The sequence below is a fragment of the Aquimarina sp. genome (genome assembly GCF_977115655.1).
The window spans coordinates 242,002-255,682 of the sequence record NZ_CDSBKO010000001.1; the positions used below are offsets into that span (position 1 = coordinate 242,002).

The 13,681-nt window shown below is 32.0% G+C and carries 13 protein-coding genes; 3 read left to right on the plus strand and 10 right to left on the minus strand.

The genetic code is table 11. The features are described 5' to 3' along the window. Positions 1 to 26 precede the first annotated feature (26 nt). Together ACZIYX_RS01050 and ACZIYX_RS01055 are read left to right on the plus strand one after the other, a co-directional pair. Complete coding sequence (locus tag ACZIYX_RS01050; protein ID WP_462680330.1) at positions 27 to 455, plus strand: SRPBCC family protein; 429 nt, start codon at positions 27 to 29, stop codon at positions 453 to 455. Then, on the plus strand, positions 445 to 774 hold the full coding sequence (locus tag ACZIYX_RS01055; RefSeq protein ID WP_462680331.1) for an ArsR/SmtB family transcription factor: 330 nt from the start codon (positions 445 to 447) through the stop codon (positions 772 to 774). The genes ACZIYX_RS01050 and ACZIYX_RS01055 overlap by 11 nt, the downstream gene beginning before the upstream one ends. Here the strand turns inward: ACZIYX_RS01055 and ACZIYX_RS01060 are convergent. Beyond that, complete coding sequence (locus ACZIYX_RS01060; protein ID WP_462680332.1) at positions 771 to 1,181, minus strand: hypothetical protein; 411 nt, start codon at positions 1,179 to 1,181, stop codon at positions 771 to 773. The two genes, ACZIYX_RS01055 and ACZIYX_RS01060, sit on opposite strands and share 4 nt — an antisense overlap. Positions 1,182 to 1,540: 359 nt before the next feature. On the opposite strand from ACZIYX_RS01060, the gene ACZIYX_RS01065 reads away from it, so the two are divergent. Further along, positions 1,541 to 2,710: a M12 family metallopeptidase gene (locus ACZIYX_RS01065; protein WP_462680333.1), complete on the plus strand. Its 1,170-nt coding sequence runs from the start codon at positions 1,541 to 1,543 to the stop codon at positions 2,708 to 2,710. Positions 2,711 to 2,806: 96 nt separating this feature from the next. Here the strand turns inward: ACZIYX_RS01065 and ACZIYX_RS01070 are convergent, their stop codons facing one another. The 9 genes from ACZIYX_RS01070 to lpxA all read right to left on the minus strand — a co-directional run bounded on the left by ACZIYX_RS01070 (position 2,807) and on the right by lpxA (position 13,675). After that, entirely contained in the window at positions 2,807 to 3,622 is an 816-nt protein-coding gene (locus ACZIYX_RS01070) for a prohibitin family protein (protein WP_462680334.1), read from the minus strand. 22 nt (positions 3,623 to 3,644) lie between these two features. Beyond that, positions 3,645 to 5,675 carry a VWA domain-containing protein gene (locus tag ACZIYX_RS01075; RefSeq protein WP_462680335.1) on the minus strand — a complete coding sequence of 677 codons (2,031 nt, stop codon included), beginning with the start codon at positions 5,673 to 5,675 and terminating at the stop codon, positions 3,645 to 3,647. 100 nt (positions 5,676 to 5,775) lie between these two features. Then, positions 5,776 to 6,522 carry a 3-oxoacyl-[acyl-carrier-protein] reductase gene (fabG, locus tag ACZIYX_RS01080; RefSeq protein WP_462680336.1) on the minus strand — a complete coding sequence of 249 codons (747 nt, stop codon included), beginning with the start codon at positions 6,520 to 6,522 and terminating at the stop codon, positions 5,776 to 5,778. Between the two features lie 149 nt (positions 6,523 to 6,671). Beyond that, positions 6,672 to 9,653 carry a M16 family metallopeptidase gene (locus ACZIYX_RS01085; RefSeq protein WP_462680337.1) on the minus strand — a complete coding sequence of 994 codons (2,982 nt, stop codon included), beginning with the start codon at positions 9,651 to 9,653 and terminating at the stop codon, positions 6,672 to 6,674. Positions 9,654 to 9,866: 213 nt separating this feature from the next. Next, positions 9,867 to 10,739, minus strand: a complete 873-nt coding sequence (gene sucD / locus ACZIYX_RS01090; protein ID WP_462680338.1) for a succinate--CoA ligase subunit alpha — start codon at positions 10,737 to 10,739, stop codon at positions 9,867 to 9,869. A 160-nt stretch (positions 10,740 to 10,899) separates the two neighbouring features. Then, entirely contained in the window at positions 10,900 to 11,307 is a 408-nt protein-coding gene (locus tag ACZIYX_RS01095; protein WP_462680339.1) for a nuclear transport factor 2 family protein, read from the minus strand. Beyond that, positions 11,300 to 12,238, minus strand: a complete 939-nt coding sequence (locus ACZIYX_RS01100; protein ID WP_462680340.1) for a UDP-3-O-(3-hydroxymyristoyl)glucosamine N-acyltransferase — start codon at positions 12,236 to 12,238, stop codon at positions 11,300 to 11,302. Before ACZIYX_RS01100 ends, ACZIYX_RS01095 begins: the two co-directional genes overlap by 8 nt. Before the next feature lie 29 nt (positions 12,239 to 12,267). Continuing rightward, on the minus strand, positions 12,268 to 12,834 hold the full coding sequence (efp, locus tag ACZIYX_RS01105) for an elongation factor P (protein WP_462680341.1): 567 nt from the start codon (positions 12,832 to 12,834) through the stop codon (positions 12,268 to 12,270). A 58-nt stretch (positions 12,835 to 12,892) separates the two neighbouring features. After that, positions 12,893 to 13,675, minus strand: a complete 783-nt coding sequence (gene lpxA / locus ACZIYX_RS01110) for an acyl-ACP--UDP-N-acetylglucosamine O-acyltransferase (protein WP_462680342.1) — start codon at positions 13,673 to 13,675, stop codon at positions 12,893 to 12,895. Positions 13,676 to 13,681 lie beyond the last annotated feature (6 nt).

Below are 13,681 nucleotides of genomic sequence, written 5' to 3' on the forward strand. Positions count from 1 at the left end.
TATTATTTAATATAAAAAATACTAAAATGAAAGATGTAATTAAAAAAGAACAGATAATAAGACATTCTATAGAAACTGTATGGAAAGCTATTACAAATCAGGAAGAAATATCAACATGGTTTATAAAAGCAGATTTTAAAGCAGAACAGGGATATAAATATACCTTCACTGCCCCCAAAGAACAAAATTGCCCACAAATAACCGGTGTAGTCAAAAAAGCAACTCCATATACTCTTATCTATACTTGGGTTGTTGCAAATACCGATATAGAAACAACAGTAAAATGGCAATTAGAAAAGGTAGAAGAAGGCACTAAACTATATTTAGAACATTCTGGCATATCTAATTATAAAGGAGAAACAGCTGTGGCTATGTTTAATAGTTTTAATGAAGGATGGGACAATTGTATTTCAGGTTTGTTAAATTACGTAAAAAAAACAATGCATGCAGGATAAGATCACCAAAATATTAAAAGCAATAGCAGATCCTACCAGACGTGAAATTTTTCATGCTCTGGTAGTGGCTGCTACAGCCCTTCCGATAACTCAAATATCCAGTCAATTTGAGATTAGCAGACAAGGGGTTACCAAACATTTAAAAACTTTGGAAGATGCGGGGTTGATTGGTATGCAAACGAAAGGAAGAGAGCGCTTTTGTTATGCTAATACAGCCCCATTAAAAGAAATAAATCAATGGTTGCAATTTTATGAACAATTCTGGAATGGTGCTTTAGATAATTTAAACAAGTACTTAGATAAAAATAACACGACTTAAATATCGGTTTGGTTATCTAATTTTTTTTCAACCCATTTAATTGCTTTTTTCAGGTTATCAAAAGAGACAATACCCTCTTGATAAAACATATTTTCAATTTTTACACTTGTTTCTTGAGATTTATTATAGGTAACTACTGCAAAAACAGATAGGTTAGGAAAAACTTCTTTTATTCTGGTATAATCTATTGGCTCTAATGAGTATGAATTTACTCTATTGGAAATATAGCCAAAAGATCGATCTTGAAAATGGAGATTAGTTAATTCTGATAACTTTTTTGCTTTTTCGTAGTCAAAAGAGATTCCTTCTGCTACTTCAATAATTAAATAGTTTTCAAAAAAAACTACTTTTCCCATTTCAAGATTGTACTGCTTAATTTGTTTATTATAATTTATAGATTTTGACATATACAAGATACCTTGAATTTTGAAATGACTGCAACCAACCATCAAAAACACTAAGCTAATCAAAAACTTTGATGTAATAAAATAGTTCTGCCATTCAAAAATATTATCTATTATTTTCTAGCAAGAGTAATAAACTTGTAAACAACTATAAACCAGTATAATCATCAACCTCAAGACAACTCACTAAGGATACTCTTAAAAATGAATCTTGTTTTTTGCGACAAACCTCTTGTGATTAAAATTATTCATTAACATAACTTTAGTTTTTATTTAGCTACATATTAATACTAATATGTTTTCTCTTTAGTTTATAAATAGTGCACAAATTAAACTATAACATAAACTCAAAAATTAATTTAATGAAAACTAAAATCGTATTGAATAGATTTAGAATTGGTATTTTAGCAATTGCTTTATCCTTTGCTTCATGCCAAAAAAATGAAAACTTTGAAGAAACCCCGGAAACAGAAACAAGTGGACAAAGTATAGAGAAATATTTTCTTGGAGATAAAGTTTTGGCATCCAAGGAAAAAGATGGAACATACAGACTACAAGGTACAGATATAATATTATTTGAAGACCAATTAACAGACACTCCGGTTCCTGTAAACAATAATGAGGCTCCGGATTCTAAAATAAATGCAAAATTAGGTTTGTTTGGAAGTGTTAATAAATGGACAAACAATACGGTGGTTTACGTAATAGATAGTGGATTAAGCCAGTCTGTTCGTAACGAGCTTCAAAAATCAATGGACGAATGGACTTCTAAAACCAATGTTCGTTTTAAAGAACGTACCAATGAGTCTAATTATGTAACTATTAGAAGTAACGGAGAGAGTTGTAACTGTGGCAGAGCAACTTTGGGAATGAATGGATCAAGAGGTTTTATCGAATTAGGGTCAGGAACGACTGCTGTAGTACTTATTCATGAAATCGGACATACTTTGGGATATATTCATGAGCAAAATCGTTCAGACAGAGATAATCATATTATTATTAATTTTGATAATATACAAACTGGTGCTGAAGACCAGTTTTACAAGAGTACCTCTGCTACTCTGGTTACAAAAGATTTTGATATTAAATCTACAATGATGTATGGCAGCTATACATTTAGTAAAAACGGGCAGCCTACGATTACAGATCTTAATGGTAATGTATTGCCAAGACGACAAGCTGCTATTTCTGCATTGGATATTGAAGGAACTAACAAAGTTTACCCTTCTGACGGGAATCCTGATCCCGATGGAAATCCATGCGCAGGAATTGCAGAATACGATAGTAATAAAACATATTCTGTTGGAGATAAGGTAACATATCGTGGCTCTTTGTATGAAAGAGATTTTAATAGATGGAATCGTATAGCTGAATGTACAGAAACTCCAACAAGTGCAGATATTTGCTCTGGTGTTTCTGAGTATAACCGAAATAACTCATACAGTGCAGGAGATAAAGTAATCTACAATGGTTTCTTATATTCTCTTGGTAATGATGGAAGATGGACCAGCAATGGAAGTTGCGGATCATAAATATAGCTTATAAAACAAAAGAGGCTGCTTGAAAAGGCAGCCTCTTTTTAAATATTATTTTTTCGAAAAATCAAGTAATCCTAAAATTGATAAAAATTATTGGTTTCCCAAAATTAATGGCATTCCATCTTTACTTGAACCGATAACTACTACTTTTGCATTTGGGGATTTTGCTAGTTGTAATGTAGCTTCAATACCTTTTTCTTTTAGAATTTTATCTGTTAAAGATGCACTCAAAATAGTGTTAGCTTTAGCCTTCCCTTCTGCATCAATACGTTGTCTTTCTGCTTCTTTTGTAGCTTTTTCTATTCTAAACTCGTATTCTAAAGATTCTTGTTCTTGTCTCAATTTTCGCTCTATTGCTTCTTTAATTGTTGTAGGGAGCGTAACATCACGAACCAAAATTTCATTAAGCTGAATATATTCACTTTTAACTATTTTTTGTGTTTCTTCAAAAATCTCTTTTTGAATTGCATCTCGTTTACTAGAGTATAATTGCTCTGGAGTATATCTTCCTACTACACTACGTGCTGCAGAGCGTATGGTTGGTAACAATACTCTTGCTACATAATTTTCTCCTTTTTGTTGATGTAATAATCCTAATTTACTATAATCAGGTTGAAACCACGCTGATGCATCTAATTTAATTTCCAGTCCGTTAGAAGAAAGAACCTGCATTTTTTCAAATACTTCTTGCTGCCTAACTTCATAAACAATTACTTTGTTCCAGGGAGCAACCAAATGAAATCCTTCTCCTAATGGTGCTTCGTCGGTTACTACACCTCCTCCAAAAGTTTTGTATAATACTCCTGCCTCTCCAGAACCAATAGTAACTGTTGATTTGGTAATAAAAACGATTCCTACAATAATAAGAATTAATATAGGTAATCCTATTTTTGGTAATTTTTCCATAATAATTTTTGAGTTTTTAATTTTAAATAAGTCCGTTATATTTTCGCACAAACCATTCTATGGTAAGCAATAAAATAAGTATTATTAAGAGATATTTCCAATCTAGTAACGACACCAGATTTTCCTTATTCTTTTGGATAGCTTGATATCTTTGATCTTCAAGAAGTTCTTTTATTATTATATCTTTTTGATTTAGATAATAAGCTTTTCCTTTTGTATTAGTAGCAACTTGCTTTAGTTTTGTTACATCTGCATTAAGAAATTGTTGTTCTACATTATATTCCAGAATTGCAAAATTTCCTGAATGAGATATATTTTCACCCAATACGGTTACAGTATATTCATAGTTACCCGCTTGTAAGCTACTTAAATCTACATCATACGTATTATTTTTTAATAACATAGGTATTGTTTGAGTAGCCTCAGTTTCTTTATTTTTAAGGGTAATCCTTAAACTGCCTCTTCTGTCAAACTCATAATTTTTAGTAAAATATTCTGCTTTTATAACAATACTGGCGTTACCATAATAAAAAGATTCTGCAATTGTATTTAATCTGCTTTTTCTTTTGTTTGAAGCAAGATACTGTATGAGTTTGCCAAAAAACTCATCAAAACTATTAAACTCTTGAGAATCTATATAGTTTTGAGCTCTCCATCTCCATAATCCCTCTCCAAATAGTACCGCCTCTCTTATACCATTTTGTTCTATAGTTGCAAATAATACTTCGTCTGTTTCTATATTGTTTATAGTTCTGTATAATACAGGATCATAGCTTGCATTTAATCGTATTTCACCAAAGGTTCCCAATAAAGGGGGATAATTATTAAAACCTATATCTTCTATAAGAAAGGCACCGTAATTATTATTAAATCTGGGGATGTAATATTCCGTTTGTCTTGTTATTTCCTGTGTATATTTATTTTGTATTTTATTCAGAAAAACCCAATCAGTTTTTGGACCGGTAATTGTAAAGTAGTTCTTTTTTTGTGCATTAAGATCTTCATACACTTGTCTGTACCTTGTATTTGGCTGATATAATATAACTAATTGATACTCATTAAAATCTTTTTTATCGCCAGGTTTAGCAATCGTTATATTTCGTCTTTCATTACTTTCGATACTTTTTTTTATTGCTCCCAGATCCGGATGAACAATATCACTAATTAATAAGACATTAGTTTTTTGATCTATTACTTCTACTGCAAAAGTTTTTGTATTGTTTATAGTGTTTTTTTCGGTATCCAAAGGAATCAATATTGCGGTATATTGATTAACCCCTACACTATTTGCAGGTAAGGTAAAGTTAATTATTTTAGATTTTTTTTGTTCAGAAAATGAAACAGGTTGTGAAAAAACAACATTGACTCCCGATTTTATTTGAAATATAGTATTGATATCTTCTTTACCAGAGTATGAAAGAATGGTTTCGACCGGAAACTTATTTTTCAGATAAGCATATCTGTTTACGTTCAATTGCTCGATTTTGGTATCTAATACCAATGTAGTATCTCCTGCTATAACAGGATATACAGCTTGCTTATAATTATTGCTTCCAAATTGATAATCCTTGCCATAAGTTTGATTACCATCGGTAATCATTAATATCGGAGCGGTGGTATTTTTATAAATTTGATCTAATTCGTCTAATGCTTTCGAAATATTTGTTTGTGTTTTATCAAAAGTAAGAGGTATTGAATCTTTTAGATTATCAGAAAACGAATAATATACGATATCAAATCTATCGTTTAATTTTTCATTTTTTCTGATTTCGCTTGTGAGGTTCTTAACATCCTGATCTTTATTCAAATATTTTATAGACGACGAATTATCTATTGCCACAACCAGAGTTGGTTTTTCTATATAATATATATTTTGCTTAAAAGCAGGATTAATTATAAGTAATAGTAAGGTAAAAAGGCTTAAAAAACGTAGAGAAGCAAGAAGTAAGATGTTTTTTTTCTTACTTCTTGCTTTATATATATACTGAAACAGGGTTATAATAAGTGCACTTATTATAGCCGCAATAATCAGTAAAATTGTTTGTGTTTGCATATTTTAAAGTTAGAAGCTCAAGAGGTCAAAAATCAAAAATCATATATTAGTAACCAAATGATATATAAACTCTTTACCCGTTCCTCCTTACTTTTGTGGTTTATGTTAGCATTCCTCCATCAACATTAATTACCTGACCAGTAATATAAGCACTTAAATCACTTGCCAAAAACAAACATGTATTTGCTATATCTTCTGGGGTCCCCCCTCTTTTAAGAGGAATTGCGTTTCGCCAACCATCTACAACTTTTTCATCTAGTTTTTCTGTCATTTCTGTTTCTATAAAACCGGGAGCGACGACATTACTTCTAATATTTCTGGATCCCAACTCCAGAGCTACTGATTTTGAAAATCCAATAATTCCGGATTTTGAAGCAGCATAGTTTGCCTGACCTGCATTACCTTTTACTCCAACAACAGAACTCATATTAATTATACTACCTTTACGTTGCTTTAGCATTGTTTTTTGAACAGCTTTTGTCATGTTGAATACGCTTTTCAAATTTACTTCAATTACTTTATCAAAATCTTCTTCGCTCATTCTCATCAAAAGATTATCTTTAGTAATACCTGCGTTGTTAACTAATATATCAATACTACCAAATGTTGTCAATACATCCTGGGCTAATTCCTGAGCTTGTTCATAATTTGCAGCATTACTTTGGTATCCTTTAGCTTTAATACCTAAACTATTTAATTCTTTTTCTAATGTTTCAGCTGCTTCAACAGATGAACTGTATGTAAAAGCCACATTAGCTCCATGTTGTGCAAAAATTTCTGCTATTCCTTTGCCAATACCACGAGTAGCCCCTGTGATAATAGCAGTTTTACCTTGTAAAAGATTCATTCTTTATGTTCTGTTTTTTGTATATATAAACTATTATAATTTGTGATATAAATGTAAATTCAAATATAAGAATTACAAATAGGTCATCAACAATAAACCCTATGATTTCTCACAGGGTTTATAAACAAAATGACTATTTATATAATCTTTTATAATTTTATATCTTCATTTATCTTTTCATAATTAAAAAGATAATCGATATCCATTTCTTTTACTACTCCTAGCTTAGATAAAGCATCCATGTTTACTTCTTTTTTATTACCTATAACCAAAACATTGTAGGTTTCTCCTTTTATGTTTTGCTCAAAAAAAGTTTTAAGATCTGATAAGGTCATGTTCTTGATAGTTTCATACATATCTTTTCTGTTATCATTTTCAATACCTCTTTTCTTTAAACCTTCATAAGTCCAGAAAATATTGGATTTTGTAATACGTTCTGCTGCTATCTTTTTTAATGTGGCTTCTTTTGCTGCATTAAATTGCTCTTCTGCTTCTGGCATATTGGTCATTAAATCCATCATAGCATTTACAGCTTGGGGCATTTTGTTTGCCTGAGTACCTATATATGCAAAAGTATAATCTGATTTACCTGCCTCGCTACTTTGCGAATAGCCTGCTTGTGCAGCGTATGCCAACGATTTTGATTCTCTTATTTCCTGAAATACGATAGATGACAAACCACTTCCAAAATAGGTATTAAACACCCTGGATGCTGCCATTTTTTTGGGATCAAACTCTGCTCCTTTTGCCAAAAACACCATTTCACTTTGTACCATATCATAATCTACAAAGTATACATTACCTCCTGTTTCTTTTTCTACGTATTCAACTTTTTCTGGGTAATCTATTAAGTTTTCTCCTATAGTATGATATTTGTTTAAAGAAGATAAAGCCGCATCTACATCTTTTCCATAATAAAATATACGTTGTTTAAAATTGCGTAGCTCTTTTATTTTGTTTACCAATTCTTCCGGGTTTATTGCCTGCAATTCTCCTATTGTATAAATGTTTCGTAATGGAGAGTTGTCTCCATATTGACCATAATTCCATAACGCATTAAAAAGGATATTTCCTTTTTGGGTTTTCCCATCCTGACGACCTTTTGCTATTTGATCTACATATTTATTATATGTTTCCTGATTAGGAACTGCATTAGACCACAGGTCTTCCAAAAGAGCCAAACCTTGACCAAGATTTTCTTTTAATCCCGAAATCCCCAGATAAGTTCGGTCTGATCCGGTACTTACATTATAATTTATACCCAATTTATAAAACTCTTTCTTTAACTTTTCTGGGGTGTATTTATCCGTTCCTAAATAATCCAGATATCCGGCAGCCAAAGAAGCTTTTCGATCGTGATCCTGCCCCATATCGAATATGATATTAAGGGTAAACAAATCATTATTTGGATTATCAATATAGGAAACTTGCAAACGATTATCTGTTTTGGTTTCTTTTATGGCAGATTTATAATCTATAAATTTAGGTTGTAGAGCAGGAGATTGTAATTTGTTAAAATCCTGTACAAATTTGGATTCCTTACCTCTGTTTAACTCTACAGGGGTAATTTTCGGGTTTTCTACTTTTACAATATTTTTATCTTCGCCTTTACGTTTATATACTATTACGTAATTGTCTTTATAAAAAGAATTTACAAAATCAACTAATTCTTGTTTTGATATCTTTTTAAGCTCATCCAGGTAAGCTACTTTATCTTTCCAGTCCTGATGGTGAATAAAAGCATTATAGTAAGCAGATGCTAATGCTGTATTATTTTCATATTGTCTGGTTTGATTAAGTTTTAGGTCGTTGATAACAGCAGACATCATCCAATCATCAAATTCTCCTTTTTTTAATTTATCTATCTCAGATAACAGTAGATCTTTTACTTCGTCTAATGTTTGGTTTTCTTTTGGTGATCCATAAAATTGATGGTATCCATAATCATTTAAAAATGTTGGTGAGCAACCTGCACTTTGTACCACTTGTTTTTGATTCAGGTTTAAATCGATCAAACCTGCATTACCATTAGCCAATAGCATATCTGCAAGAGTAAGCATCTTTTCTTCTTTTGTTCCTATTGCACCTGTTCTGAATGCTAAAGAAACAGATTCTGCTGTTGGTCCAAAAACTTCTTTTACAACCGGACTGGTTATTGGATCTTCTTTTGGTAAAGTAGGATGAACTACTTCTTTTTTCTCAAATTTACCAAAGGTATCATTCACTTTTTGTATTGTTTGGTCAAAATCCAGATCACCAACCAATACCATTGCTATATTGTTAGGTACATAATATTTGTCAAAATAATTATGTATTGCTACCATTGACGGGTTTTTAAGGTGTTCTGACGTTCCTATCGTTTTTTGCTGCCCATAAGGATGATTAGGAAATAAACCTTCTAGCATTGCTGCATAAGCTTTACGACCATCATTATCTTGCACTCTGTTAAACTCTTCATAAACAGCTTCTAATTCGGTATGAAATAAACGTAATACTAATTGACTAAAACGCTCACTTTCTACTTTTAACCATTTATCCAACTCATTGGCAGGTATTTTATTTTTATAAACGGTTTCTTCAAACCAGGTATGTGCATTAGTACCTTCTGCCCCAAGCGAGCTAATCATTTTGTCATACTCATTGGATATAGAAATCTTAGACGCTTCTTGAGAAACTTCGTCTATCTTCTTATAGATTTCTTTCTTTTTTACCGGATCTGATTCTACTTTATGTTGTTCATATAAATCAGAAATCTGTTGTAGCAAAACTTTTTCTTTTTCAAAATCCAGAGTTCCTATTTCATCGGTTCCTTTAAAAATCATGTGTTCTAAATAATGTGCTAGCCCTGTAGTTTCTTTAGGGTCATAATTTGAACCTGCCCGAACCGCTATATATGTCTGTATTTTGGGTTCTTCTTCATTTTTTGCTAAATATACTTTTAATCCATTTTCTAAAGTATATAAACGCAAACCTGTTGGATCATTAGTAACTGTTTCATAGTTAAAACCTGAAGCATCTGTATGCTTTTCGACTTTAATTTCTTGCGAAACGAGGGGTTCTGGGGTTGATTTTTTACAATTACTAAGATTAGCAATTATAAATAATAATAAAACCGACTTAATTAATTTCATATTCTATTTTGATTGTTTTTTTAGTGACTCTATCTTGGTTTAGAGTTTTTGAGTTAATTATTTTGAGTTAGTATACAAAATACTATAATACGGGGAGTAATTGTTTTTGTTACAGTTTTTAAGTTTATTTTAACAAGAAAATACTTAAAAAAACAAAACCTCTTGAAAATTAATCAAGAGGTTTTTAAAAATATTATAAAAAGACAGGATTTTTTATCCCAATACTTCAGCTACTTTTTTACCAATTTCTGCAGGTGAGTCTACCACGTGGATCCCACATTCTCGCATAATTGCCTTTTTTGCTGCAGCTGTATCTTCGCTACCTCCAACAATTGCTCCTGCGTGTCCCATAGTACGTCCTGCCGGTGCTGTTTCTCCTGCTATAAAACCTACAATTGGTTTAGAAGTTCCACTTTCTTTAATCCATCTTGCTGCATCGGCTTCTAGTTGTCCCCCTATTTCACCTATCATAACAATACATTCTGTTTCGGGATCATTTACTAATAATTCTACAGCTTCTTTTGTAGTAGTACCAATAATTGGGTCACCACCAATTCCTATGGCAGTAGTAATTCCTAATCCTTGTTTTACAACCTGATCTGCTGCTTCATAGGTTAATGTACCTGATTTTGATACAATCCCCACATTTCCTTTTTTAAATACAAATCCTGGCATGATCCCAACTTTAGCTTCTCCTGGGGTTATTACTCCGGGGCAGTTAGGGCCTATAAGCCTACAATTTTTATCTTTAATATAATTTGAAGCTGTAATCATATCTGCAACAGGAATGCCTTCTGTTATAGTAATAATAACCTTTATTCCTGCATCTGCAGCTTCCATAATTGCATCAGCAGCAAATGCGGGTGGTACAAAAATAATTGTAGTATCTGCTCCTACTTCTTTAACTGCATCTTCTACAGTATTAAAAACAGGTCTGTCCAGATGTGTTTGTCCGCCTTTTCCTGGAGTAACTCCTCCCACAACATTTGTACCATATTCTATCATCTGACTTGCATGAAAGGTACCTTCACTACCTGTAAATCCTTGTACGATAATCTTTGAATCTTTATTAACTAAAACACTCATTGCGTTATGATTTTTTATTTTTTTTTTAAAGAGTTTCAAAAGTAAGCTTTTGAAAACTATAGTTAAAGTGAAAAATAAAAAAATATTGTTTTATTTTTCTATTTCTATAATCTTAGAATTTTTACTGCCAAAAACAGTTTACTCAGATTATTATTTACTATTATTTTGAGATAAACGATTTCATGCTTTCTGGGCTGTTATCTCCTTGTTGGCTTATTTGATATCCTCTGAATAATTTATTTTCTTTAAGTTCCCATATTGTAATAAAATGGGCTACAACTTCTTCTTTATCGGGCACTTCGATAGTTTTGACAAAGTAGGTATGTCGTATGGTAACGGTATTTTCTTCGGCGATAAGATGGCTGATTTCACATCTTAAAGACTCAAAAGACATAGCCATTTCTGTAAACATGGATTTGATAGCTTTAAAATCTTTTTTATTAAAACCAAAACTACTATTCCAATATAGCTCTATCTCTGGATGTAAATATTCAGAAAAAACGTCTAAATTATGTATAAGATCTGTGGTATAAAAAGATTGTACTATATCCTTTACAGTTTTACTCATTCTTTTTTAGTTTTTCTATTAAATCGGGAATTTGCCTTATAGAAGCTATTTCTTTATATTTTTTTCTGAAATCATCTGCGGGAGTTCCAAAATAACTTTTGTTGGCCTCTAAAGATTTACTAACTCCTGATTGTGCAGAAATGACAGACTTTGTTCCTATTTTGATTGCACTGGTAATCCCGACTTGCCCCCAAATAGTAACTTCATCTTCAATAATAACGCAACCTGCAATACCAACCTGAGAGGCTATCAAACATTTTTTGCCAATTACTGTATCATGACCAACATGTACCTGGTTATCTATTTTAGTTCCTTCTTTAATAATTGTATCACCTGTTACTCCTTTGTCTATAGTGCACAAAGCGCCTAAATCTACGTTATCTTCTATTACTACTCTACCCCCCGAAATCAATTTATCAAATCCTTCTGGTCGTTTTTTATAATAAAATGCATCTGATCCCAATACTGTTCCAGAATGTATGGTTACATTATTACCAATCACTGTGTGATCATAAATAGTAACGTTTGCATGAATCAGGCAATTATCTCCAATAACAACATGGTTACCTATAAAGGTTCCTGGTTGTATTATAGTGTTGTTTCCAATTTGAGCTGTTTCTGAAAGCAAAGAATTAGCTTTCTCAAACGGTTTGAAATATTGGGTAAGTATATTAAAGTCCCTAAACGGGTCTTCAGATATCAACAAGGCTTTACCTTTTGGGCAATCTACTTTTTTATTGATTAAAATTACAGTTGCGGCACTTTCTAATGCTTTATCATAATACTTGGGGTGGTCCACAAAAACAATATCTCCGGCAGAAACTACATGGATTTCATTCATGCCAAGAACCGGAAAATCAGATTCCCCTATATATTCTGAAGATATAATGGTAGCTATTTGTTGTAAAGTGTGTGCTTGAGGAAATTTCATTTCTTAAAATTGAAAAGATACATTTAAGATTACTCTTTGATTCTTTCTTTATATGTTCCTTTTTCTGTTTCAATTTTAATTTTATCTCCTTCATTTATAAAAAGGGGCACCATTACTTCTGCTCCTGTTTCAACCGTTGCGGGTTTAGTTGCATTGGTAGCTGTATTTCCTTTAACACCAGGCTCGGTAGCTGTTACTTCAAGAATAACACTTGCTGGCATTTCTACAGAAAGAGGCATTTGATCTTCAGAATTGATAATTACAGTTACTACTTCTCCTTCTTTTAAAAGATCCGGTGCATCCAAAGAAGATTTTGGCAGTGTGATCTGGTTATAATCCTCTGTATTCATAAAATGAAAGTTATCTCCTTCTGCATATAAATACTGAAATTTATGTGTTTCTACACGTACATCATCAATTTTATGTCCTGCCGAAAAAGTATTATCAATAACTTTTCCCGAAGTAACACTTTTTAGTTTTGTACGTACAAAAGCAGGGCCTTTACCCGGTTTTACATGCAAAAACTCTATAACTTTATAGATGTCATGATTATATTTAATACATAATCCATTTCTGATATCACTAGTACTAGCCATTACTATTGTTATTTAATTCTTATGATTTATAATTTAAAAAAAAGGAAAATTAAAGATATTAGTTAGAAAAATATCCTTTCATTATTCCTCGTTGCGAATTTTTAATAAACTCTAAAACTTCATCCCGTTCTGGAGTAGCTTCCATTTCTGCTTCAATAATTGCTACTGCCTGTGAGTTATTATAATTTTGTTGGTACAAAATTCTATAGATATTTTGTATTTCTCTAATTTTTTCTGTGGTAAAGCCTCTTCGGCGCAAGCCTATAGAGTTTATGCCTACATAAGACAAAGGTTCGCGAGCTGCTTTAACAAATGGGGGTACATCTTTACGAACCAAAGATCCTCCTGTTACAAATGCGTGATTACCAATACTGCAAAATTGTTGTACTGCTGCCATACCTGCCAAAACCACATAATCTCCTACATTTATGTGACCAGCTAATGTACTATTGTTAGAAAATATACAATTGTCTCCAACAATACAATCGTGTGCAATATGACAGTATGCCATGATCCAACAGTTTTTGCCTATTTTGGTTTTCATTCTGTCTGCCGTTCCTCTGTTGATGGTTACGCACTCCCTAATAGTAGTATTATCCCCTATTTCGGTTATAGTATCTTCATCATTAAATTTTTTGTCCTGTGGTGTGGCAGAAATAACAGCTCCTGGAAAAATATTACAATTTTTTCCTATTCGCGCACCCTCCATAATGGTTACATTAGAACCAATCCAGGTTCCTTCTCCTATAACTACATTATTATGTATTGTTGTAAAAGGCTCTATTACAACATTTTTTGCAATCTTTGCTCCCGGATGAACGTATGCTAAAGGTTGATTCATCTATTA